12 protein-coding genes are annotated in these 25833 nt (G+C 39.7%); 3 read left to right on the top strand and 9 right to left on the bottom strand.

Annotated features, from left to right (window positions below):
- Nucleotides 1–12 precede the first annotated feature (12 nt).
- The 4 genes from NMG88_RS07710 to NMG88_RS07695 all read right to left on the bottom strand — a co-directional run bounded on the left by NMG88_RS07710 (nucleotide 13) and on the right by NMG88_RS07695 (nucleotide 8696).
- The gene (locus NMG88_RS07710) at nucleotides 13–1887 is read right to left on the bottom strand and encodes a beta-barrel domain-containing protein (RefSeq protein ID WP_227357844.1); all 1875 of its coding nucleotides are present in this window, start codon (nucleotides 1885–1887) and stop codon (nucleotides 13–15) included.
- A gap of 193 nt (nucleotides 1888–2080) precedes the next feature.
- Entirely contained in the window at nucleotides 2081–5092 is a 3012-nt protein-coding gene (locus NMG88_RS07705; RefSeq protein ID WP_227397666.1) for a peptidase domain-containing ABC transporter, read from the bottom strand.
- The gene (locus NMG88_RS07700) at nucleotides 5089–5841 is read right to left on the bottom strand and encodes a peptidylprolyl isomerase (RefSeq protein WP_042153235.1); all 753 of its coding nucleotides are present in this window, start codon (nucleotides 5839–5841) and stop codon (nucleotides 5089–5091) included. Before NMG88_RS07700 ends, NMG88_RS07705 begins: the two co-directional genes overlap by 4 nt.
- 260 nt (nucleotides 5842–6101) lie before the next feature.
- Nucleotides 6102–8696, bottom strand: coding sequence for a glycosyltransferase family 2 protein (locus tag NMG88_RS07695; protein WP_051339994.1), 2595 nt, complete (start codon nucleotides 8694–8696; stop codon nucleotides 6102–6104).
- 107 nt (nucleotides 8697–8803) lie between these two features.
- Here NMG88_RS07695 and NMG88_RS07690 point away from each other — a divergent pair, with 107 nt between their 5' ends.
- Both NMG88_RS07690 and NMG88_RS07685 read left to right on the top strand, forming a co-directional pair.
- Complete coding sequence (locus NMG88_RS07690; RefSeq protein ID WP_227350370.1) at nucleotides 8804–10507, top strand: glycosyltransferase family protein; 1704 nt, start codon at nucleotides 8804–8806, stop codon at nucleotides 10505–10507.
- A gap of 117 nt (nucleotides 10508–10624) precedes the next feature.
- The gene (locus NMG88_RS07685; protein ID WP_254035276.1) at nucleotides 10625–11491 is read left to right on the top strand and encodes a calcium-binding protein; all 867 of its coding nucleotides are present in this window, start codon (nucleotides 10625–10627) and stop codon (nucleotides 11489–11491) included.
- 184 nt (nucleotides 11492–11675) lie between these two features.
- Here NMG88_RS07685 and NMG88_RS07680 read toward each other — a convergent pair whose 3' ends face one another.
- The 3 genes from NMG88_RS07680 to NMG88_RS07670 all read right to left on the bottom strand — a co-directional run bounded on the left by NMG88_RS07680 (nucleotide 11676) and on the right by NMG88_RS07670 (nucleotide 16993).
- Nucleotides 11676–13670 (bottom strand): calcium-binding protein, encoded by a 1995-nt coding sequence (locus NMG88_RS07680; protein ID WP_227365968.1) that lies wholly within the window; start codon nucleotides 13668–13670, stop codon nucleotides 11676–11678.
- A 373-nt stretch (nucleotides 13671–14043) separates the two neighbouring features.
- Nucleotides 14044–15306: a glycosyltransferase family 4 protein gene (locus tag NMG88_RS07675; RefSeq protein ID WP_042153223.1), complete on the bottom strand. Its 1263-nt coding sequence runs from the start codon at nucleotides 15304–15306 to the stop codon at nucleotides 14044–14046.
- 100 nt (nucleotides 15307–15406) lie between these two features.
- Nucleotides 15407–16993 carry a sulfotransferase domain-containing protein gene (locus NMG88_RS07670; protein ID WP_227350368.1) on the bottom strand — a complete coding sequence of 529 codons (1587 nt, stop codon included), beginning with the start codon at nucleotides 16991–16993 and terminating at the stop codon, nucleotides 15407–15409.
- A gap of 228 nt (nucleotides 16994–17221) precedes the next feature.
- Here NMG88_RS07670 and NMG88_RS07665 point away from each other — a divergent pair, with 228 nt between their 5' ends.
- Nucleotides 17222–17929 carry a methyltransferase domain-containing protein gene (locus NMG88_RS07665; RefSeq protein WP_227350367.1) on the top strand — a complete coding sequence of 236 codons (708 nt, stop codon included), beginning with the start codon at nucleotides 17222–17224 and terminating at the stop codon, nucleotides 17927–17929.
- A 104-nt stretch (nucleotides 17930–18033) separates the two neighbouring features.
- Here NMG88_RS07665 and NMG88_RS07660 read toward each other — a convergent pair whose 3' ends face one another.
- A complete protein-coding gene (locus tag NMG88_RS07660; RefSeq protein WP_254035809.1) occupies nucleotides 18034–24300 on the bottom strand; it encodes a glycosyltransferase in 6267 nt (2088 codons plus the stop codon).
- Between the two features lie 95 nt (nucleotides 24301–24395).
- Nucleotides 24396–25808, bottom strand: a complete 1413-nt coding sequence (locus NMG88_RS07655) for an ABC transporter ATP-binding protein (RefSeq protein ID WP_026788900.1) — start codon at nucleotides 25806–25808, stop codon at nucleotides 24396–24398.
- Nucleotides 25809–25833 lie beyond the last annotated feature (25 nt).

The raw sequence follows: 25833 nt of genomic DNA, 5'->3' as shown, positions 1-25833 counted from the left end.
TACTGATTAAAACTACTTCAAGTTTGTAATACTGTTGATCCGACCGGTAAAGCGGTTTAAGAAGATATCTAACACCGAGCGTTTACCAACATTAATCTTAGTATTTACCGACATCCCTGATTGTAAACCAATCTTAATATTTTTATCCTCGTCTAAGACAAAGCTTTGTTTATCCAATTTCACTTTTCCTTTAAACGAAAAATACTGACGGCCTTTTTCGGGATCAGGTTTAATCGCGTCTTGACTCAGCCATTTTAACTGTCCAGAAACCATCCCAAATTGATCATTGGGAAAAGCATCAATTGTGACTTCCACCGGAATACAATCTGGATCAGTAATTCCAATTTCTGCTCGAGCTTCTGGAGAATCTGGACAAATACAATCCTTTTCTGCTTTACATTCAATCACTTCTCCAGCCACGGTTTTTCCATCATAGGGCTGTAGGAATTTACGTTTGACCCGTAGGGCATTTAAAACTAAAGCCAGATCCGTATTTTTAATAAAAATTGTGCCTTCTAATCCTTTATCATCGGCTAAAATTTGCATCAATTTTTCGGTTTGTTGCGCTTCATAATAAGCCTCATTACAGCGCTTCATTTTCGGATCGCCCGATTTTAACACTTGCTGATTCACATAATTGCAAATGTCATCCTTATTCATATCAACTTCCGAATTCTGTTTCTTTGAGGGTTTTAAATCATAAATTACCCCCGCCACTGGTGAACGTAAAACTTGAGTATCCCGTTGTTCTTCAACTTTTTCCAGTTGAGCATTAACATCGCCTAATCGTTTTTCGTTTTCCAGTTTATATCGACTGAGTTGAGAGTCAATACTAGCAATCTGTTTTTTGTTTTCTTCAATGCGAAGATACAGGTCTTTTGCCCAAGCATCTTTTGTATTTTGCAATTCTTGTTGAGTTCTCTCAATAGAGGCTAGAACTTTTTGTTTTTCATCTTCTAGGCGTTTAATTTCAGATTGCTGTTTTTCAACATCACCTTTACGGGCATTAATTTCACTTTGACGGGTGGTGATTTGATCCTGTTGTCGTAAAAATTCATTTTGGCTTCTCAAAACCTCCTGTTCCTGACGTTTTTTATTGAGGTCAGACATGGCGCCTTCATCAACTAAAGGGGCAATTTGACCCAAAATAGATTGGTTTAGATCTAAACCTTCTTGAGACTTATTAAGTTGATCCCTGGCTGAATTTAATTGTTCTTCGGAATAGCGAATTTGATTGGTTGCGTATTGCACTTGTTCTCTCGTTGCCCGAATCAAATTTGCTGTCTGTTCCAGTTGTTTGTTAAATTCAATAATTCGCCCTTCCACCGCAGACACACGCGATTGATATTCGGCTCGGTAATTAGTGACTAAACCTGACTGAGCAGAACTATAATTAATCGCTCGACCTTGATTATTATAAAGTTCATTAATCAAAGAACTTAAAACGTTATTTTCTTGGATTCGGGTATCTCGATCTTTAACCATTGTTTCCCATTCAGGCGGTAAAGTTCCTCGACCATTCCCCTGAATAATATTCTTATAGAATTCGTTTTCTTGATTAAGAGTCCCTTGCAAATTAGCTAAAGATTTAATATCCGCGCTGGGGTTTGTCTGACTAAAGGTTAAAAGCGGCTGGTTTTTCTGAACCCGATCGCCATTTTCAACGTGCAATCTAACCACGGCTCCGGTTATTGGGGCTTGAATTTCCCTAGCACCTTCTTTATATTCGAGTTCACCCGCGGCGGGAACTGTTTGTTCAACCTGAGAAAAATAAGCCCAAACAACGCCTGATGTGGTGATTAACATAATCAGCCAGAGAAACAGATGAGACCACATCGCTGGTTTCTCAAGAATAACCGGTTGATCAATAAGTGATACAGATTTCATAAATATTAATTGGTAAACAGCAAAATCAGTCATCAGTCATCAGTCATCAGTGCAAGAAATAAAATCAAGATTTTTACTAATGGAGAGCAATTGTAACTGCCTCTCAACTCTTAAACTGATAACTCTTAAACTGATAACTCTTAAACTGATAACTCTTAAACTGATAACTGATAACTGGTAACTGATAACTGTATTAGGGCGCTTCCTGTTGTTGATACAGGCAGTAATAACGTCCTTTCAGGGCAACTAACTCATCATGATTTCCCTGCTCAACCACAGATCCTTGATCCATCATAATAATTACATCCGCGTTTTTGACGGCACTCAGACGGTGAGTAATAAAAAAGACCGTGCGATCGTGAAAGACATCCATCAAGTGATTGATCACAGCCCGTTCCGATTGATAGTCTAGGGCACTGGTGGCTTCATCCAAAATTAACAGTTTAGGATTTTGTAATACCGTGCGGGCGATGGCCACCCGTTGTCGTTGTCCCCCGGATAAAGCCGATCCCCTTTCTCCGACCTGGGTATTGTAACCATTGGGAAGACCCATAATAAAATCGTGGGCCGCAGCAATTTTAGCCGCCCGAATAATTTCGTCGCTACTGGCTTCGGGGTTACTCAAGCCGATGTTATCCTGAACGGTTCCGTTAAATAGGAGGGTATCCTGCAATACCACCCCCAATTGACGGCGGACAGAATAGAGTTCCACTTTATTAATATCGTAGCCATCAATTAAAATTCGTCCCGATAGGGGAGCATATAGACGCTGCAATAACTTCATCAGGGTACTTTTACCCGATCCACTCAACCCCACAATCGCCACAAACGACCCGGAGGGAAAATCTAAATTGATGTTAGCCAGTTGCAGGGGCCCCGTGGGATTGAATCGGAAGGACACCTCCTCAAAGGTAACTGACCCTTCAATTTCAGGTAAGGGAATATTATTGCGATCGGCTTCATCGGCTTCAGGAAGGGTATCAATAATATCCCGCAACCGTTCCACCGAAATCGACACCTCTTGGATCTGTTGATAAACACTAATAAACCGTAATAACGAGCCCGTGACGTTTCCAGAGATAATCCGAAAGGCAATTAATCCCCCGATGGTCAACTGCTGTTCAATGACTAGATAGGCACCAACCCATAACAGGGCAATCCCCCCAATTTTATTCAGGAAGTCGCTCATGGTTCCCGCGGCCGTTTGGGTAAGAGTGGTTTGTAAACTCGCACTCATGAAACGGGCATACATTCCTTGCCACCGCCAACGGGCTGTTAATTCAATAGTTTGGGATTTAATGGTTTGAATTCCACTAATCACCTCCACAATATAGGCCATGGATGTCCCCCCCAAACCTGCCCGTTTGCGGATTAACCGCATAATCACCGGGGAGAAGACAAAAATAATTCCAGCAAATAGGGGTAAGGGAGCTAAAGCCACCAGGGTCAGAGTTGGACTTAGGGCAACCATCACGGCGATGTAGACCACCGAGAACACCGCATCCAAAACCACCGTTAAGGCTGTCCCCGTTAGGAAGTTACGGATATTTCCTAACTCGTTAAAACGACTCATCAAGTCCCCGACCTGGCGGCTATCAAAGTAACCCAAGGGTAGCCGCAACATATGGTCAATAATTTCTGCTGTGAGTTTGATATCAACGCGGTTGGAGCTATCCACAAACAGATAGGTTCGTAACGCCGTTAATAACCCTTCAAACAGCGCAAACCCTAACAGTAGAATCCCCAGGACGTTCAGAGCATCCAAGTTCTGTTGTGCGATCACCGCGTCGATGATCACCATACTGACTAAGGGGTTAACTAAACCGAACACTTGGATGAAAAACGAAGACAGCAACACCTCCACAAATGTTGCTCGATGCTCCATCAAGGCCGGGAGAAACCACCAGAAGCTAAATTGTTCTTTTTGGTCAACTCGGGGAGCTTGTAACAGGAGTACCTGTCCTTCCTCACCCCAAATTTCCGCAAACTGCCCTGGACGCATCCGGGCTAAACCCTTTTCCGGGGATGCCAGAATGATTTCCCGTTCGGTAATGCTATAGAGAATGGCAAAGCTATCTTTCCAGACCACCATGGCCGGGGCTTTGAGGCGACCAATGGCTTTGGATGGCACCTGGACTAACTGAGCATTGATTCCCAACATTTGGGTCACGGCCCCGCAAGCCTGCAAACTAATATTACCAACCGTTGCTAACTGATTATCTAAAACACGACGAACAACATCTTTTTTAAAGCTAATCCCGAAGAACTTAGCAATCATATTAAAGCAAGCTAGAGGCGCGTCAATCTTGCCTCTACCCCGAACTACGGGAAACTTCAGAGCCGATTTCGGGACATTAGTTTCTGGAGTGGGGGGGACTTCAGGAGCCGAAGTCACCGCCGATAGATCGATGGTGCGATTACCGTTGCCATTATTCGAGTCTTGAACACTCACCTCTCCATCGGCGGTTTCTACCGAGGTTTCCACTTCATAAACAGGCTCTCGCAACCCCACTAACCGAACGCCCTGGGGCCCTTCAATCTTATAAGATGAATTACTTTCTTCTAATAAAAACCGGCTACCTGGGGCAAAACCCCCCAAAGTCCCACTACTGACTAACCAAATCCGATTAGGATCAAGTAAGCTAGTCAATTCCTTGGTTTTCTTGTTACCCGCCGCCAAGTTCAGTACAACGGCATCCTGCCCTAGATCAACTGCTAAATTCTTGATATTGTTAACCGGAACGGCCTGGGCCTGTAGATGTTGGCTTAACAGGTCAAAAACTTCGCTCAACCCGGCTTGATCTCGGAAGGCTTCTCCAAAAGCCTGTTCTTTTACGACCCATTGCAAAAAATCCGCGGCCGCCAACGTAATACAAATCGTGTCGGTTGAAGCGATCGCGGTTTCACAGGGAACTCCTCGAATTAACCCCGCCCAACCGATGATTTCTCTGGCTCCGAGCAAGCCCAAACTAACATGGCGTTGCGCTCTGGGATCAAACCCCAGCAATCGAGCCTGTCCTTGATAAATAATCGTGATTTGAGTCGGCAATTTATCCCGCTCAAAGATCGGTTGTCCGGTACGATAGCCCAGGAGTTGGCATTTGGGCAACAGGTTCTGAAGTGCCTTCTCCGAGAGTCGATCAAAGGGAGTCGTTTCAGCTAAGAAGGTCTGAATTTGGGATTGAGAAACGGCGGATGTTGTCATGACACAGAAGACACTGAAGTGCGAACAGGTTGTAGGGAGCCAACTTGAGCCATTTGCTCTCGTAGCCAAGTTTCAAACATTTCTTCGATCATACGGCGACGCATCGATTCATCTAACTGGGCGGGAAGGAATTTTTCTAACCGAATAATCACGAACCATTCCGCTAAGGGGCGCGGTGCCCACAATTGACCGGGTTGACTCACCGATAACAGTTTACTAATCGCCGGGTGAGGTTGGGATACGGGAACCGGCCCCAAGACCCCCCCAGATCGAGATTCTGGCCCTTCGGAATGATCATGGGCTACCTCAGCAAAGGAATTTTCTCCCTCCAAAATTCTGAAATAGAGTTCTTGAGCCAAGCCAGGATTTTTCGTCCGAATTAAAGAATATACAACTTGATCTAAACCACCTTTGCGAGTCAAAAAATAATTCTCGACTCGACCACCCCAAGTTTCTTGTTTAAATTTTTCAACTTTTACCGGGCGTTCTGCCATTTCCACAAGTTGTTCTGGGGTCATATCATAGGCCGCTAACCAAGCCGATTTTGCTTCCGGGGACGTGAGTTGGTGTTGACTTTCAAATCGTTCGATGGCCGCCGCCTGTTCTGCTTCTGTACAAGTGATCTTAGCGATCGCTTGCTCCAAAATCACTTCTCGCAGAAATAATGGCATTAACTGATAACGCTTGAGCAGAGATGGCAAGTCCTCTGCTGTGATAATAGTGTCTCCGACTTTGAACAATCCTGTCATTGAACTCTCCAACCCACTTTCACTACCCCTTTCAAATTTACCCTTGCTAGTCCTAAATTGACTACTGTATCCAATCTACATTGTCCAAATAATAGCAGACCGTCTACTCCTTACCTTAAATTGATGATCTTTAAATTACCTCAACTTTCGGTAAACTGCTCAAAAAAATTGCTTTTGCCTAATATGACGCGGATCAATGGTTTCAAGTTCCGGTGTTCGGCTGATCGAACCCTAGTATTGTTATCGTTGATTCAGACTGGCTATCGGTTCAGAACATTATCCTTTGAGTTCAATGCTAAAAAATCAATCATTTTTTTCCTGTAATCATAAATCCTCTGGAGATTAATTTCGGCGAAACCCTCAAAATTCAACTGAGAATATTTAAGATAACACTGGGCGACATAGATCCACAAATCACAAAAAGATGAATCCGTATTTAAGTTTTGAATAATATAAGCCAATAAATTCTCCTGAAAATTAATATATTTTAATCTGTCTTCTGAACACCGAAAACATTGAACTGGAGCAAACAGCCAACTGATAAATTCAGGGAAAAAATATTTAGGAATGATCGCATTTTCGTATATAAAATCAATATCATAAGCTCTTTGATATAACATCAATCCCATCAACCCAGGAATTAAATCACAGGAATACAGACCTTGAGAAAGTTTTTTTCTGATTGATTCAACCCATGATTGTTCAGTCTCACCGACTCCTTGATCAATAATATTACTATTCAATAAATGTTGATAAATTGGACGAATTTCGCTAGAATATCGAGTTTCTAAATCCCCAGGAGTTAAACTTAACCAATATTTAACTAGGGTTTGACGAACTAATTTCAGACACTCTATGACTCTCTCCGTAGGGTTTTCTTGGTATTGATTCAGTAAATTAGTGATTAAATTGAGATAAAATTGCGAGTTAAATAAAGTTTTTTGTAAAACCATCTGTTTAAAAGATTGATTCAAAAAACTATAGCGAGAATCTAGCAAGAGTTTTAAATAAAGTCTTTCATAATCTTTATAATTTTCTTTTTGAACAATATTAACTTGAGTTTGTTGTTTTTTATGAATTAGGAGAGCAGATAATATTTTATCTACAAAAGCAATTTTATAACGTCCCATAATCCTAAACCACATATCAACATCCAAAAGTTGCTGAAGTGTAGAATCAAATTCTCCTAATTCTTCAAAAACTTGTTTAGAAATTAATACCGTTGTCGGTTCTCCAATTTTATTTAATCCTCCGATTAGACAATTAGGATTGGACAATAGATCTTGACCTGATTGTATTGGTTTTAAATCAGACCATTTTTGATGTAAATTAATCGCCCCATTATAAGCAGATTTACAGGTTAAATCAGATTTTGAATCAGGGTCAATCAAAACTTGACGGGGTGAGAAAACCAATCCTATTTCTGGATCTTGTTCTGCTAAATTGACCATTTCTTCAATACAATTAGGTTCTAACCAATCATCTTGAAAAATAAATTTGATATACTTACCTTGAGCTTGTTGAATACAAAAATTTAGATTTTTGACTAATCCATAGTTAGAATGAGTTATAATCCGATAAGGAATAGAACAATTATCTTTAAAAGATTCGGCAATTTTTACAGTTTCATCTGTTGACCCATCATCAGAAATAATAATTTCTAGGTTAGAATAGGTTTGATCTAAAGCACTTTGAATCGCTTTAGATAAAAATTGTTCTCCATTATAAGTCGGAATTAATATACTAACTAGCGGTTGAGATTCAGTTTCACTATGTATATCTAGTTTTTGTTGTAAAATTAGATTCTGATTTTGTACTGCTTCTAGTTGCTTTTTGGTTTGATCAATATCTTGCTGTAATTTCCTATAACTGATAATTTTAAAAATATCATGAGTTCCAGTAAGATGAATTAGATCAGTATATTTAAAGGAATACTGTTTTTCAATATATTCAGCCGATTCAGGATTATTCATCAACCGATATAAGGTAAAAATCCCAAAATATTGATGACTGGGACGGTGAATTTTTAAAGCCAATTTTGCAATTAAAAAATTAAGATCATCAAGGGTAATCGGGGTATTAATCCGTTGCTGTTGAGGAAAAATATTATAAAAATTTTGGCTAACCTCTGGACAGAGATAATGCTCAAGCACTTGAGGGATTCCCCAAGTATGTCGAATCATATTTTCAGCCGTTACACCACTAATATTGCGATCATGAAATCGAAATAAAAGCAAAGGTTCGGGTAGAATATAAATTTCTGATTTCAGACATAAACGTATCCAAAAATCTAAATCATGAATTTGATGTAATCGCGGATCATATAGTCCTACCTGATCATAGCATTTTTTCTTAATTAAAACGCTGGTATTACATAAGGAATTATCAGAGTAAAAAAAAGAATTTAACCACTGAAAACGATTTTTATTTTCTTGAGCAAATAACTGTTGAAAGGAGGATTCTTTACCCTGGTGAAAATCACCATTTTTATCAATAATAATAGCATGGGTAAAAACCGCATCAAATCCGGGGTTTTTATCTAAAAAACTAACTTGCTTTTCAAGTTTATCTGGTAAAAAAATATTGTCAGAATCTAAAATAGCAATTAGTTCTCCCCTCGCCTGACGAATACAATGGTTAGCTGCTGTACTCACTCCTTGATTCTGATCAAAAGAAAAATAGCGAATTCTAGGATCTTTTTTTTCTCGAATAATTTGCAATGTTTGATCCGTAGAACCATCATTAGTGATCACAATTTCAAAATCTTGATAGGTTTGGTTTAAAACACTATCAATTGCTTCAGAAATGTAGGAATCTTGGTTATAAGTTGGAATAATAACGGTGACTCTAGCCATAAAATTTAGGGTGAAAATATGATCAAAAGTTTTTAATTCTAAAATTAACTTGCCAGTGTGACCTAAAACCTGTTATTTATAACATAGCTCTAGTTTTACTAAAGGTTATGAATAGAGATACTATAGATCAGGTCAATGATCATAATTTGAACCGGAAACCCTCAGAGTTATTGGACTTTTTACCCGCTAATGCTCAAGTCCTGATCGACGTAGGTTGTCGAAATGGAAGTACAGGTTATCATTATAAACGAATTAATCCCCAAAGTTTTTATTGGGGAATTTTAATTGATTCTGAGTTAAGTTCAGAAATAACTCAAGGTCTAGATCAGATTACTCTGAGTTCGATTGATCAATTAGAAACAATCCGGTTAGAACTAGAAGAACAAACCGTAGATTGTTTAATTTATGATGGGATTTTACCCCAAATCAGAAACCCCCTCAAGGTTTTACAATATCACACTCGATGGTTAAAAGATCAAGGTCAGGTTTTAGCTTATATTCCTAATAGTCAGTATTGGCGGAATATTATTGATTTGTTACAGGGAAAATCAGAGATTTCAATTGAAGAAAATATAGATTATAGCGGATTAACTTTAGAAGCTATTCAAAAAATATTCTGGGAAGCTGGATTATATATTTATGAAATTCAAACTCGGGGAAAAAAAGATGATCAGTTTCAAAATTTTCTGCAATTAGTGGAACCGCTTAGGAATACTTTGGGTTTAGATCCCAATCGTTTTGCGACTCAAACCGCGGCTGAATTTTATATTGTGCGGGCGATTAAATCATTACAACCTCCCCGTCGTTTGTTGATTCAAACAGCGATTATGGCTCCTACAGGATGCGATCGCCTGCGGGTATTGGAACCCGATCAATTGAGTGTTACCATACCTGGAACCCGCACCATTTCCGCCTCTAAATCAATTCCCAATGGTTCAATTTTACCCGAAGAAGAAAAAGTTTTTATTTGGCAACGGACGATTTTATCCTATGATCATCACTTAGAAATATTAAGAAATTTGTTACAACAGGATTATTTAATTATTGCTGAAATTGACGATAATCCGTTACGAAGGAAGGAGTATGCAGATAATCGTTATCTCAGCTATCGTGGTTGTCATGGTGTACAGACTTCAACCGCGCCTTTAGGGGAATTTTTACAACAATTTAATCCCCATATTGCTATCTTTAAAAATCATTTATTGACTTTACCTCCCCCGCGAAATTATTCTGATTCAAAAGTTACTTTATTTTTTGGAGCATTAAATCGAGAACAGGATTGGCAACCTATTATGGAAACCTTAAACCGGGTTTTAATTCGTCATCAAAATTTAGTTAAGGTTAAGGTAATTCATGATCGACGTTTTTTTGATCATTTGGCAATATCTGATAAAGAATTTGAACCCTTTTGCAGTTATAATAAATATCATCAGATTCTGCAAACCTGTGATATTGGTTTGTTACCCTTAACCCCCACACCTGTTAATCTGATGAAATCGGATTTAAAGTTTTTAGAATGTGCGGGTCATGGGGTTGCGGTTTTAGCTAGTCCAACGGTCTATGAACAATCGGTGATTCATGAAAAAACAGGTTTAATTTATCGCAGTATTCAACAGTTTGAAATGTATTTGAATGAATTAATTATTAATACCTCCCTTCGGCAAAAAATCGCCAATAATGCCTATCTTTGGGTACGAGATCATCGTTTACTTTGTCAACATTATCAACAACGACGAGAATGGTATTTAAAAATGCGAGATAATTTACCCAGTTTAAATCAGGAATTGCGTCAACGAGTCCCAGAATTATGATCACGGATTTAAGGGATTACGCGGATGGCACGGATTATATTTGGGCTTCGTTTAAGTTCTGCTAATTTGTGCTACGGAATATTGGATAATTAATGTTAAAAGGTTTAGTTATAAATTATGCGTATTTTATTTACAATTCCTCACTTTTTTAACCCGGATGGAGATGGGAAACACGCATCTTTAAGTAAAGATCCACGCCCTCGAATTACGGGGTTAGTATTTGCTTTAACTGCTTTGCGGGAACTTTATAGTCAATCTCAGTGCATGATTGATATTGCTCAATGTCAGACTATTCCTGTGAATCAGGAACAAAATTATCAAGTTGATATTGTGATTTGTACCACTCAAGATTATCATTTGCTGGCACAAATTCCCTTACCTTCATGGTTTTGTCAACATTATCCTACCCAGGTAGAACCGATGTTACTGGGATTTCAATGTCATCAAGTTTTGCGTGAATATTTGGGTAAATATGATTATTATTGTTATTTAGAAGATGATTTAATTTTGCGTGATCCCTGGTTATTTACGAAGTTAAATTGGTTTAATCGTCATGCTGGAAATAGTTGTCTATTACAGCCCAACCGTTATGAAGTTTCTCCCCATAGCCAAGCAATTAAAGCCTATATTGATGGAGACATTTTACCCCATGTCACAGCTAATTATCAGAATATTCAAGATCAGCCACAATTTATTGGGAAAGTGATGGAACAGGCGGTTGCTTTTAAACGCCCTTTGAATCCCCATTCCGGTTGTTTCTTTTTGAATGCTGAACAAATGGAATATTGGGCAAAGCAACCCTATTTTTTAGATCGAGATTGTGGTTTTATTGGGCCATTAGAAAGTGCCGCAACTTTAGGAATTATGAAAACATTTAAAGTTTATAAACCGACGGCTTCCCATGCTAATTTCTTAGAAATTCAGCATTTTGGTTCTGGTTTTATTAATTTGATTGGCCGACAAGTTAAGTATGGCGGGGAATAGGTAATAGGTAATAGGTAATAGGTAATGAGTTTCAGTAAAATAAAAGTGTCCTAACTGTAATGCGTAGTGCTATATAAAAAAACCGAGAAACAATTTCTCGGTCTTTTTTATATTTGAATCTATTGAAATCCCGAAAGTTGAGTAGAGACGTTGCACGCAACGTCTCTACTGGTGTTAACCCAAACTAGAGAACGATCACAATATCAGTTCGGGTTATGGTCGGAATTGTGTTGTTCGGTTGTGCCATGAATGCAACGATATCGGCTGGGTTAGAGCCACCACCATCGGAGTCATACCATAGGACTCCACTGGCTTTCTCGTACACTAACACAGGGCCAACACTGGTTGGGGCTTGAGTATTTGCACCACCGCCATCGTAACTGCCTTTATCGAGAACAATAAATTGCTCAAAGGAAATTTCAGTGGTCGGGACACCTGGGCGCAATTCAAAGGCAAAGCCTCCAGGCCCACGGGAGAAGAATAGTTTATCTTCACCAGATTTAAAGTCAGTAATGATGTCAGCAATAGTACCGCTAAGATCGGATTTGAACTGATACAGGAAGGCATCAGAACCTTCACCGCCGACTAATGTATCTCGTTGAGTACCACCTTGCAGGGTATCGTTACCCGCTTCACCGAACAGGACATCACTGCCCGAACCGCCAAACAGGTAGTCATTACCACCACCAGCAATTAGGGTGTCATCTCCGAAACCAACATCCAATTGCGCAGATGCGGCAACGCTACCCCCTTGCAGGAAGTCAGCCCCACTACCAGTAACGATGCTGTCGTTGCCATCACTACCGGAAATGGTGTTGTTGCCGAGGGTGTCAAACAAGACAAAGCTGACTCCGGTGCCTCCCTTGGCTAAACCACTCACGAAGGAGATATTATCATTACCTTCGACGGAACCTTCACCTAAGAGGCTATCGTTGGTTGTGGTAAAGATAATAGTGTCATCACCGAGACCACCATTATAAATATTAGCCACTGACCCTAAGGCACCGTAGATATAGTCGCTACCCGAACCACCGGATAAGGTAACAGCAGGTACTTTAGTAGCTCCTGGGATATCTAATGTCCAATTTCCGCCATAGAGGGTATCGTTACCATCGCCACCGTCTAATAGGGAGAATTTTCCACTCAGGCTGTCATTTCCGGCATCACCATAGAGGAAATCTGTACTAAAGCCGGCTAGTAAGGTATCATTGCCACCACCACCGTACAGGGTGCTTTCACCGGCAAAGCCCGGTTGACTGGTGCTACCCTGAATGGTCAAAATATTAGGATTGGCTGTGATAATCAAGTCATTGCCTTCACCCCCATACAGGACGTCTTGAAGCGCAAAGCTTCGGATTGTATCGTTACCATCTCCACCCTCAAAGTAGTTCTGGCCTTCTCCAAAGCGACCTACACCACCGTAGAGAGAATCGTCACCAGCCCCACCCAGTAGGGTCGTTTGGCTTACACCAACAATGGCCAAATTCGTTGAGAATTGTTGGGTTGAGAGAGGGTTTTGGATTCTTACGGTGTCATTCCCACTGCCACCATCAAGTAAGTTAAGACTGCCTACACCAACGATGGAGTCGTTATCGTCACCACCGAGGAGGCTATCTCCAGTGTTAATCCCAACAATACTATCTGCGCCAATATCTCCAGAAACATAGTTGTTTCCTTGGTTCAGGCCACCGATAGCCCCACTCACCGCAACCCCTGTGAGGTTACTTTGACCATTGGTACCCACAAATCCTAGGAGGTCTGCTCCTGAACCCCCATACAGGAAATCTCCACCTTGAATACCGCCCAGTAGGGTATCTTCATCTTTATTACCAAAGAGGTAGTTACTGGCAGCCTGACCTATGAGAAAATCTCGGTCTACCCCCCCATAAAGGCTGGCGGTTAAATCTGCCGATAGGGTGTCCCGGCCTGGGCCACCGAGCAGAAGGGTACGAAGCTGTTGAGACCGGATGGAATCATTCCCCTCATTCCCGAAAATTGTGTCGCCAGGGCCTCTGGATGTGAGGATATCATTATCTGTACCGCCTTGTACCTGACTTCCACCGAGGGTAGAAGAAAGGATTGTGTCATTTCCTGCTTCACCCAGAATAGTATCGGGTCTGGGGGCAAAGCCCACATCCTGATCGTAAAATTGTGGCCCCGCGCCTAAAGCTGTTACCATTTGATTTCACTCCTCTGCAATAATGTCATTAGCTCTGTTGGGATGACAGACACTGCCTAAAACACCATAACTTGTTCGGCAGTAGTTTAACCTGTTTGTCTCCAGCAAGTCTAGTCCTTTGTGATCCTTCTTGTCTAGTTGATAGATATGGCAGTTTCGATGGCTGGATTTTATTATCAATTATGTATTGAAAATTTTCATCCTCAACTGGTCTTGAAGCCATCACTCTTAACTCATAAAAGGCACTTTATCTTAACTTGCTTACCTCCGTCAGACGGGTTTATAGACAACAATGTTCCTCATTGACCATTTATTATCTTCTAATCAAAATATCTTCCCGGTGGACGAACGGAACTCAGATCAAGTTCCCACTCTACCCCAAAACCATTGCCGACTCAACCCGGCCAACGGTGGCCGGGAGGGAACGATTGGCGACTTGGGTAATCAGTTGCAGATGTTTTGATAGAAGTTTGCTCAGATCATAACGTTCTAAAGCCGTTTCACGAGCTTTAACTCGCAACTGAGCCATCCGATCAGGATGATCCAAGACTTGATCAACTCGATCCGCAATCTGTTTGGGAGAGAAAAAGTCCACCAGTAAGCCGTTTACCCCATCTTGAATCACTTCCCGCACGGGAGCGGTATCTGAACCCAGGACTAAACAACCGGTTGACATGGATTCAATCATTGACCAGGATAGAACAAAAGGCCGCGTTAAATAAATATGAACATCTGAAGCCTGGATCACTTGCAGATATTGGCCATAAGCTAGAGGCCCAACGAAATGAATTCGGGAAAGATCCAAGGGGATTTTCTTGAGCATATAGTCTTTATAGCTCATGCCGTTGGGTAAAGGTTTACCATAACAAACTCGTTCCGATCCCACAACTACAACATGGCATTTGGGTCTACGTTCCTGAATATAGGCCACGGCTTCGATAAATTCGGGAAATCCCCGATAGGGTTCCATTCCCCGTCCCACATAGGTTACCAGTTCTTCTACACCGGATAAATCCAAATTTGGTAAAACTAATTTAGCACCGGGATTCGGTTTAAAATAGCTAGTATCCACTCCATCATGAAGCACAGAAATTTTTTCGCGCAGTTCCGGGGGAAATTGGGATTGTTGCCAATGGGTGGGTGAAAGTCCCCAATCACAGGAATATAAATCAATTAAAATTGGGGTATTTTTAACCCGAATTCGGGCTTTATCATCAATGCTCAGGGGGTCAGACGGATCGAAGTCCGCATCTGAACCTTCTGCATGATAGAACCACTCGAAATAACATAATAATGGGGTATTTGGAAAGGCTTCTTTGACAAATAAAGTTGGCCCCCAACCGGAATGACCGCAAATTATATCGGGGACAAATCCTTTGGCTTTGAGTTGTTCAGCCATTCTAAATACTGCTTGTCCTTGTAATACTGCACTTTCTAAAACCCGGACATATTGATGGGTGTCTGCACTGGGTTCTCGACTAGGATTAAATACAGCTTTTTCAACTCCGGGAATACTCCATTCAGGACGTTCGTTTTTTGTCCCAAATACAATTTGATTATTGGGATCTGCACCTAATGTTGTAATAATATGGCGATATTGGGCGGGAAAGTTAGGGTGTAAAAATAATGCTTTCATGGGAATAGGGAACAGGGAATAGGGAATAGGTAATGGGTAATGGGTAATGGGTAATGGGTAATTGGTAATTTTAACTCTTAAACTGATCACTGATCACTGATCACTGATCACTGATAACTTCGGGTGCTTGACAAACCCAAACGCAATCTCTGGGTACAGACTCATTATCTTTTCGGATAATTTCATAGTTAAGATGGGTTAAAAATTTCTCCATAATGGTATCAGTCATTAAGGAAAAAGCGGTTCCATGTCGGTTTCCCAATAGGTTTTTATCCCAATCCTGTAAGAATTTTTCCCAGCCTAATTCACTTAATAGATTGGTATGGTGAAAAATACAGATGCGATCGCCTTTTAATAAAGCGGGGATTCGAGTTAAATAGTTAAAAATATCTCGTGGTTCTATGTGTACCAGGGTGTCATAACAAAAACAAACATCTAGGGAGTTAGGCGCAATTCCATCTAAGGTTAAACCATCTAATTTAACATATCTAACCCGTTCATCTCCTAAGCGGTTTTGGGTCGCCTTTAAGAGTTCTTTGGAAATATCAGCACAGACCAGACGATCGCAATATTTCAGGAGCAAAGCTGCCGTTTTTCCTCCCCCCACACCAATTTCTAAAACCTGATGGTGTTTCTGAATATAAGGGGCAATAAATTGGTTTTCAATTAGGGCTTCATATTCCGCTAAGGAAGTCGCTGCACCCGCAGCAAATCCAATCCATTCATCTCCTCTATAAACTTCTTCAGATCTGACACTTTGCCAATTTTTAGCATAGTCATCCCAGGCGGATTCATAATCAACTTTTTTCATGATTTTAACTGAGTTTAAGATGGGTTGAGAACTTGTATTTTCAGATGAATCTAGTAATTTAGGCGTTGAATTAGAGAAACTATTGGGGATTTCCCAACTCCAATCTTGACCTAAAAAATCTGTTAATTTTTGGTTAAACGGCTGAAAATAATCTTGTAACTGCTTACGAATAATTGGGTCAATATTGGGATAACTATTAACATTGTATTTATCATAACTCAATAATTGATAATTTGGTATCCCTAAAAAATCAAAAACTTGATTTACCACTTTTTCGGAATCTGAATATAAATTTTCACTCCTCAGAATCAAAAATTGTTCCCTGGGAAAAAAATTCATCCATCTTTGTAGTTGATCAATATATATTCCCCTGGAAAGGTAGGAATAATGTTGATGGTTAAAACTAAAATAAGTCGGATCTGAACCCATTTTTTCGGCTTCTCCTTGTAGCCGTTGAGTTTCTTGGGCGATCGCATCTTCCAAAGAGAGAGATTCATACCCCAGTTTCACTTCCCAATAATAATGGGAAATCGCCCGATCTACCGGATTTCTCAATAATACAATAAACCGAGTTTTAGGAAAAAATTCATAAATTCGCTGGGGTACTAAGGGATGAAAGAAATAATAGGGAGAACCTTCCCCGCTAATCAATTGCTTTCCATCAGCTTCCGGGGAAAACTGGGATTCATACCATTCTAAACCCTGCTGATAATTTAGCGTAAAAAAATGGATTTCCTTTTGGGTTGCCGCTACAATTTGAGGGTGTTGACATAGATATTGATAGAGGGAATTGGTTCCCCCCTTTTGTACCCCAAGAATGATAAACTGGGGTGCAGTGATCGGTTTTGAATCAATTGTCCTTGCTTGTTGAATCAACGGTGATATGCCTCCAGATTGAGAGTTAAATCATCAACGGGAATAATTCCCATTCGTTCAATTTTCCGCCTGTCCAAATCAAGATAACTTCGCACCGCAGGAACTGAACAAAATTGAATAAATTTTCAACTCAATTTAGGATTATACTCTAAAGGGTTAACTGTTTCGGTTATGAATTGACTGAAAATTAAATGTAAATTAAGAATGAACTGCTGAGGACATTAAATTATGACACTCACGGCTGATGCTGAAACACTTTCTCCAATTTATACGTTTCGTCGTTTTTTTGCCAACCGATATTTACAGGGAAATGGCATTGAAGTTGGAGCATTAAATCATCCTCTGGAGGTTCCTTTATCCGCTCATGTTCAATATGTGGATCGGATGAGTGTTCCTGATTTAAGAAAACATTATCCTGAGTTAGCTGATGTTAATTTAGTTCCTGTCGATATTATTGATAATGGTGAATTCCTAAAAACAGTTGAGAATGAAACCCAGGATTTTGTGATTGCAAATCATTTTATTGAACATTGCCAAAACCCGATCCTGACGATTGAAAATTTATTACGGGTGATTAAGAAAGACGGGATTTTATATTTAGCTGTTCCCGAAAAACGAACTTGTTTTGATTGCGATCGCCCAGTCACTTCTATTGAACATTTATTAAAAGATTACCAACAGGGCGCGGAATGGTCTCGACAAAATCATTATGAAGAATGGATTGAATTAGTAGAAAAAGAAACAGATGAAACCAAAGCAGAATGGATGGTTAAAGAATTGATGAGGCGAGATTTTAGTATCCATTTTCATGTTTGGACAACTGCCGATTTTGTGGATTTTCTGCTCACCTTAAAACACCAACTTGGGTTTCCTTTTACTTTGGAAAAGATTTTTGATAATTGGAATGAACTGATCACTATCATCAGAAAAGTATAGTAGGGAACAGGGAACAGGTAACACCGAAAGAGTTGTAGCTGGAATTTATTCGTAAAAGCTTAACTCTTTCACTGATAACTGATGACTGATGACTGATAACTGATTTAAAAGCGTTTAGGACGCAATACACACAAACAGAAATCCGATTCTAAACCCCCAGGAATTTCCATTAATATTTGTTCAAATTCCAACAAAAGTTTAATTAGTGTTTCGCCTTTGGGATCACCGGGTAAAAACTGATTATGATCTAATAAAGGATACAGAGGATGAAGAATTGCGCCCCCAAACGGATTGAATAGTTCAATATCAAAATAATACTCAATAAAGGGTAAAATCAGTTGAGAACGAACCGCTTCTGATGGGTCAGTGGCAAAGACTTGATGAATACTGGGATTAATAAATTTATTTTCCATAATCCCAGAACGAATTAATTTATGGAAACATTGGTATAGGCGGTTAATTAGTTCCACCTGGCGTTTATTGTAGATGCAATAATTAGCCCCAACATATTCATTAATAATGAAATAGCCCTGGGGATGTAACGCCTTATGAACCATTTCTAAAAAGCGTTCTAGTTCCCGAACGTGATGCAGAGAACCGGAACAAAATGCTACATCATATTTAACCTCTGGATTCAGGTTAAAGGTATTAAAATCTTCCTGATAAAAATTAACCTTAACTCCAGCTTTTTCAGCGTCTTTTCGCGCAATTTCTAAGGAAGATTCCGAAAAGTCAAAGGCATCAATGTGTTGAGCAAATCCCAATTCCGCCATCAAAATTTCATGATTCCCAATCCCACATCCCAAGGAAATCAGATGATTAAAGTTTTGACCCACAAAATAATCTTCAATTAACCACCGTAACCAATATTTTTGGGTTTGACCTCCAGACATTCGTTGATGGATAGTATCCGCAATAATCGGATTAGAAACCCATTGACTGGCGGCGGCATTAGGATTTGTTTCCCAATAATTTTTCGCTTGAGGTTCGGCAATTTCAGGTTCAGGATGATTGACTTCGACGGCGGAAATCTTGACCGGAGCAGGGGGGTTAATCTGAATCTCTAAGGATTCAACGGATTGGGAAGAAAAGAAGGAATTAGAAGCCGGATAGGGATTAATAAAATAGGCTTCTTGGAAGATTTCTAAATAACTTTGAGTCATTTCCTCAAAGGTATTCAGAGACTCCAAAACATACTGGGAATTTTGAGCAAATTCCTGTCTTAAATCGGGGTTTTCTAATAGCGAGTTAAGACATTTTGCTAATTCTTCCGGTTGGTGAGGAGTGTAAAATAAACCATTAATTTCAGGACGCACCTGTTCAGGAATTCCAAATACGGGGGTCGTGATAATTGGTAGGTTATATCCCATGGCTTCCATAATCACTCTAGGATAACTTTCAATCCGAGAAGTACAGACGAAAATATCCGCAGCCAGGAAATATTGGGCGGTTTCTGGAGTTTCGGGAACTAGGGTTAATCGCTGTTTTAAAGCATCGGGAAGTTGGGTTTTTAATCGAGCTAATTCGGTGCTATAAATACTGGGGCGATCGCCAACAATAAAACAACGAATTTTGTGATGATATTCCGTTGATAATAGGGGTAACGCTTCGAGCAAATCCTTTTGTCCTTTGCGTTCACAAACCGTTCCTAGTAACAGAATCACAATTTCATCTTCTGCTATTGATAACGCGGTTCTGGCTGCAATTCGAGTTAGCTGTTCCGATGTTTTCAGTAACCTTTGAATATCTAAACCATTATGAATCACCGTAAAGTTATGATGACTATTTAAAGAGTGATAAAGATGGCGGGTTGCATCGGCAACAAATATCACCCGATAGGGGAATTGAAAACACTCTAAGGCTCGGGCTGAAATTTCCGAACCCAATCCATTAAAATAGGTTTGCCAAGCCTGACTTTCATGGATATTCCACACACAAGGAATTGATTTTTGTTTAGCACAATCGACTATAAAAAATGTTTCTAAAGTATTAGCATAAACTAGATCAAATTGTTCTATTTGAAGTTCATTTGCCAAACTTTCAATAGCAGTATTATAGGCTTCCTGTTGATAAATATTAGCCAGAGGATGTTCTCGAACAATAACTCTAATTCCCTGCTGTTCATAGGCATAGCGTAACGGCCCATCATCAACACAGAAAATTGTCGGTTCTAGTTTTCCTTCTGAGACTAACTTAACCACAATTTCAAATTGATGCAACGGTGCGCCCGTATATTCCAGGGCATTACTGCACATTAAAACTTTAGGAATGGGGGCAAAATTAGCAGTCAATTTTAATTGATAGCGTCGAGGTTGAATTTGAAACCATTCATTATCTAAGGATAAATTAGGGTTATAAAAAGGATCAATTTTATCGGCATATTGGCGACGGAATTTTGCCACTTCTTTCGGGTCATCTTTATAACCGCGACTGGTTCCTTCTCGGTGAATTAACTCTGCTTCGGGGCAATAAACCGATTGATAACCCTGTTCAAATAATCTATATCCATAATCCACATCATTGTAAGCAACGGCAAAATCAACTTGATTAAATCCTCCTAAATCTAAGAACAATTGACGAGGAGTTAATAAACAAGCCGCCGTCACCGCCGAATAATTTCTGACGACTTTAGAATAGGCTAAATAACCGAAATCTTGACGGTGGGTTAACTTAAAAGCATGACCCGCCAAACCATGATGGAGTCCATGTAATATTCCAGCGTGTTGAATCCGGTCATCGGGATAAATTAACCGCGCCCCAACTGCCCCTACGCCTCGGATGTGAGCATAACCCATCATCTGAGTTAACCAATGGGAATTAATCACTTCCGTGTCATTATTCAGGAATAATACATAATCCGTATTTACCTGTTCCACCGCCCGATTATTAATCGCAGCAAAGTTGAATTTTCCTTGATTAGCTATTTTTAAAACTGATATTTTTTCGGTGTCGCTGATTTTCTTGAAATACTCTAGGGTTTTCGGGTCATCGCTTTCGTTATCAATAATCACAACCCGATAATTTTGATAGGTTGTTTTTTTAATTGATTCGACACAAGCCTGGAGTAATTTAAGTTGATTTTTAGTCGGAATAATAATCGTTACGGACGGCCCTTGGTCGGGAAATTGATGATAAAAAATTCCTAGATTCAGTTCACTGGCCCAATTCGGTTGATAAACTTTTCCTGAACTTTGAAGACGGGTTAAGGCTTCTTGAATTGCGTGTTTTCCGGCATCAAAACTGGCGGGTTTTGCCGCTCCAGAAACGGCCGTTGAGCCGGGGGCGGTGCGCCAATGATAGAGAACTAAAGGAAGATGACCAATCTGGCGAGAAATTTCCGTTGCTCGCAGGGCAAAATCATAATCCTGTGACCCTTCAAATCCAATTCTAAATCCGTCTAATTTCTCAAAAATCCCTCGTCTAACTACTAATAAATGCCCCATATACATATAGGAAAGCAAGAGTTGGGGCGACCAATCGGGCTTAAATTGGGGGGCAAATCTTTTGCCATCGGGATCAATTTTATCGTCGTCGGAATAGAGAAAATCGGTTTCAGGATATTGGATTAAATATAATGCCATTTCCCCTAAAGCATCGGGGGTTAATTCGTCATCGTTATCTAAAAAGGCAATAAATTCCCCGGTAGCTTGACTGGCTGCACTATTAGTAGCCGCGCTAATATTGCCATTTTCGGTGCGTAAATAGACTTTAATTCGAGCATCTTTTGCTGCATATTCAGTTAATAATTCTACGACTTGGGTATTGGTACTACAATCATCGGCAATACATAATTCCCAATTAGTATAAACTTGGTTAATTACACTTTGAATCGCTTTTTCCAAGAATTCAATCGGGGGGTTATAAACGGGCATAACCACGGAAATTTTAGGCAATATTTCTGGCGAATAAACTGTTAATCGAGTTTTTAAAGACTCTAAACTGCGTTCTGTCCATTGATTAGCAACTAACCAAGCCTGATAGGGTTCAATTGGTTGCAGTAATTCAAAGCCTTGCGGGGGTAAAAAATCACCTTGAGGAACAGTTGTTTGCCGATACATTAGGCTCATTTGCCGCAGAATTGCTGGGATTTCCCAAGGCATCGGTAAAAGACGCCCTAAACGTTGTTTTCGTTCTCCTATTCGTTTTTGAATGGCTGCGGTATAACGAGAAACTTGTTTGACTTTTGCGGTGCTTTTTTCTAATAGTCCGTAGCGGGAAACTTGTAAGGTTTGGGGACAGTTATAAATCAGAATTTCCCCATTTTCTAAATGCGCTTCTAAACTAATTTCCCAAGTTCCTGGGGGTAAATCAATTAAGGCTTCAAACCCACTTTCGGCACTTCCTATCCAATTAGGAAAAACCTGCCCCACATCGACGCGACGTAACCCATAGGCACAAATCACCCATTGATTTCCATGGATTAATTTTAATTGTGTAATTCGCTGATTCGGATGGCAACACCAACCTGCAAATAGGATTTGTCCCTGTCGTTGTTCCCACTGTGACGGCACATCAAAGGAGGCTCTCAAGCTAGAAGCCGTTAGGGGATAACGGGCAAATACCGTCCATTTTCCATTACTATCTTGGGCTTCTAATTCTACTAAGGAATTGCCTTGAGGAACGCGAATTTGCAAATAAAATCCTGATGATTTTGCCTGAGAATAAACTGAATGAATATCCGCCACATCTTGACGTTCAATTCCATATTCTCCGGCAAAAATATCCTTGCCTATTCTAGCTCTCACCGCTTTTAGTTGTTGATTCCCAGTATAAAAACACCAACCGGAAATATTCAAAAATTTCTCCGTAAATCCAATTAATTCCCAATTCAGGGGAAAATCCAGCGAGTAAATAAATCGACGGCGGAATTGTTTTAAAAGTCGTTTAGCACCCAGCCATTTTCCTCGCAGTTTCCAAAATTTGGAGGACTTCATAGCGACAATTTCCTGTTGGGCTTTACCTAGTTCATCTTCTAAACTGAATATTTTATTTAAGGCTTGTTCAAATTGAGATTCTGCCCCCAACAATTTCATTTGAGTTCGACCTAGTTCATCTTCTAAGGTTAAAAGTTTGGTCAGTCCATCTTGATATTGAATACTTAAATCTTGGAATTGAAATTGAGTAATTCCCAGTTCCGTTTCTGATTGAAGGCAGCGCCTTAATATTTCTTGATATTTGGCATCTACAGCTTGTAATTGCCCCTGGGTTTGACCTAATTCTATTTCTGTGGTGACGAGTTTATCTACCGCCTGCTCAAATCGGGTTTTAAACCCTTCTAATTCCCCTTGGGTTTTGCCTAATTCTGCTTCGGTAGAGATTAACTTAGTTATAGCTTCCTCGGCTTTAACTTCTATACCATTGAGTTTTAATTGAGTTTCACCCAGGAGATTTTCAGTTTTAATTAAACGTTCAACGGCATCGTCAAAACGTTCTTGCCATTGTTGAATATCCGTTTCTAAAATATCTCTATCTTTGAGCAATATATCTAAATCTTTTGCCAAAATAGCTTGATTTTTTTCTAATTTTCTAAGTTTTGCCCAATCTTCAAACACCCAATCGGCTGATAAAGGTTGATTTAAACTCTCTAATTCCAATGCCGTTAAATGGCTATTTAATGGATAAGCATTGCTTTCTAAGGTCTGATATAGTTCGATGGATTCAGGAAAATAGGCTTTAATAAATAGGGGTTTTGGAGTCGCTAAAATCCGATTTACTAATAGGGACGGTTCAAATTGATTGGAAAATTCACCCTGTAAATTAAGATTAAATTTATGATTGATTTGTTTGATAAAATCAGCCGTTTGATTGCCAACAGTATAAACATTTGCTAATAGGCAATTATCGGGATATTTATGATAAAATTCTAAAATTTTGCGGTTATAATTGCTCCACATTTGGATAGCAATTTCGGGATGGTCTAGTAAGATAGCATCCGTCGCCCGACGATACAAAGAGTCGATAACTTCCCAGGGAGAACGATAGACAAAAATAAACTTAGCCTGGGGTAATAATTGATGCCAAAAGTCTAAAAATAAAGTAGTTCTAGGATCCTTCCATCCCCAGGCTGAAGAAGAATCTTGATTAATTTCAATCAGTTTTTTAGCGGATTCTATCTGTTGTTCTGTGAGAGAGATTTCCCCTGAGAATACACACCCCAGTTCATCAATATCATGGCTTTTAAAAACAGATTTGTGAAAGTCTACAAAATCAACATTTTCAAAATGACCTTTAATATTCCCATAGTCTACACCGACTAACTGTTTACCAATATTAACCCCTAGATTTTGCAGTAGGGAAGCGGTTAAAGAGGTTCCTGAACGGTGCATTCCAGCAATAATAATAACGGGAGAGGTGGTGTTAGTTGTATCCATCATGTTCTTGTCTTGGGTTTCTATTTCAGCGTTTTAATCACAAAAAGGGGAATAGGGAATACCAGATAATATTCTTACAACCTCGGTGCGGATTGCTATAGTTCCGATGCTGTTTTTACTAAACCGGACTTGATTTTTAAACTGGGTTCAATCAACAAATCCACTACCCCAGTGCTACAGGAATCTTCATAGGGTTGAACTCGGAACATCCCAACATCAATACAGCGATCTAAATAAGTGAATTCACCCTCTACAATACCAGAAACTCCCGCATTCAGGAAATAAACATCCGGTGATAATTGACATTCAAACTTAAATTTGATGGCAATGGTTGTTCCGGGTTCAATCTGTTTAATCGACTGAGATGTGGCTAAAAAGGAAGCTCCCGCTAATTCAAATCCACTCACGGTTTTAATTAACATTCCAAAGCGAACATGGGAGGCGAGTTTATCAAATTTCACGGAATAGGTGTAAATATAACTATTTCGAGCGACTAAATGATTAACCGTTTCACCCCCTAAAGTAATAATATGGGGTTCTAAAATTTCAGCCCCACGGGAAGGATATTTAATCGGATGATCAGGAACTAATTTTGGATCAAAATAATCTTTATAATGTCCATTTTTTGTATTCCAAGAAGGTAGGACGGAGGGAGAGGCTGGGTTTTTAGGATGGGACTGATTTTTTTGAGAATCTTCTTCAATTACCTCTAAAGGTTGGGAGGATTTACGGGTTAAATGTTGAATTTCATCTCGAATCATGATCATTTGATCAGCATCGGCATAGATCATTTTTTGATATTTAGAAATGATCATTTTAGGAGTATGTTCGAGTAACAATTCTCCCCGATCCATTAATACAGCCGAGTCACAGAGTTGAATAATTGAAGGGGCTGAATGGGAGACAAATAAAATGGTTCCACCCCGATCTTTGATTTCATGAATTCGACTAAAACATTTACGTTGAAAGGCTTCATCCCCAACGGATAACGCTTCATCAACAATTAAAATATCAGGATCAACACTGGTAGCTACCGCAAATCCTAAACGCACATACATTCCACTGGAATAGGTTTTGACAGGTTGATCAATAAAATCTCCAATATCAGCAAAAGCAGCAATACTATCAAATTTGGCTTCAATTTCATGGGTTTTTAATCCCAATAATTGACCATTAAAAAATACATTTTGTCGCCCAGTAAATTCAGGATTAAACCCACTACCGAGTTCTAATAATGCTGAAACTCGACCATTAACTTGCACATCCCCTTGAGTTGGGGTTAAAGTTCCAACAATTATTTGTAATAGGGTACTTTTTCCCGAACCATTGCGCCCAACAACCCCTAAAGTTTGGCCTTTCCAAACTTCTAAATTAATATCTTGCAATGCCCAAAAATTATGAGCCAGACTCTTTCCAGGCACAAAAATTTCCTTCAATCTATCCACCGGATGGCGATAACGTTTGAAGCATTTAGAGACGTGATTAACAGATATAGCAATTTCGGTCATTCGATGTTGATTTCGGTGGTTTATC

This window comes from Planktothrix agardhii, from assembly GCF_904830935.1.
Classification (GTDB): domain Bacteria; phylum Cyanobacteriota; class Cyanobacteriia; order Cyanobacteriales; family Microcoleaceae; genus Planktothrix; species Planktothrix agardhii.
The sequence above is the reverse complement of the archived record's forward strand: the minus strand, read 5'-3'. Positions and strand labels throughout refer to the sequence as shown.

Coding starts and splice junctions, on each gene's coding strand:
- NMG88_RS07710 (WP_227357844.1), bottom strand. CDS start 1,887: ATGAAATCTGTATCACTTATTGATCAACCGGTTATTCTTGAGAAACCA.
- NMG88_RS07705 (WP_227397666.1), bottom strand. CDS start 5,092: ATGACAACATCCGCCGTTTCTCAATCCCAAATTCAGACCTTCTTAGCT.
- NMG88_RS07700 (WP_042153235.1), bottom strand. CDS start 5,841: ATGACAGGATTGTTCAAAGTCGGAGACACTATTATCACAGCAGAGGAC.
- NMG88_RS07695 (WP_051339994.1), bottom strand. CDS start 8,696: ATGGCTAGAGTCACCGTTATTATTCCAACTTATAACCAAGATTCCTAC.
- NMG88_RS07690 (WP_227350370.1), top strand. CDS start 8,804: ATGAATAGAGATACTATAGATCAGGTCAATGATCATAATTTGAACCGG.
- NMG88_RS07685 (WP_254035276.1), top strand. CDS start 10,625: ATGCGTATTTTATTTACAATTCCTCACTTTTTTAACCCGGATGGAGAT.
- NMG88_RS07680 (WP_227365968.1), bottom strand. CDS start 13,670: ATGGTAACAGCTTTAGGCGCGGGGCCACAATTTTACGATCAGGATGTG.
- NMG88_RS07675 (WP_042153223.1), bottom strand. CDS start 15,306: ATGAAAGCATTATTTTTACACCCTAACTTTCCCGCCCAATATCGCCAT.
- NMG88_RS07665 (WP_227350367.1), top strand. CDS start 17,222: ATGACACTCACGGCTGATGCTGAAACACTTTCTCCAATTTATACGTTT.
- NMG88_RS07660 (WP_254035809.1), bottom strand. CDS start 24,300: ATGGATACAACTAACACCACCTCTCCCGTTATTATTATTGCTGGAATG.
- NMG88_RS07655 (WP_026788900.1), bottom strand. CDS start 25,808: ATGACCGAAATTGCTATATCTGTTAATCACGTCTCTAAATGCTTCAAA.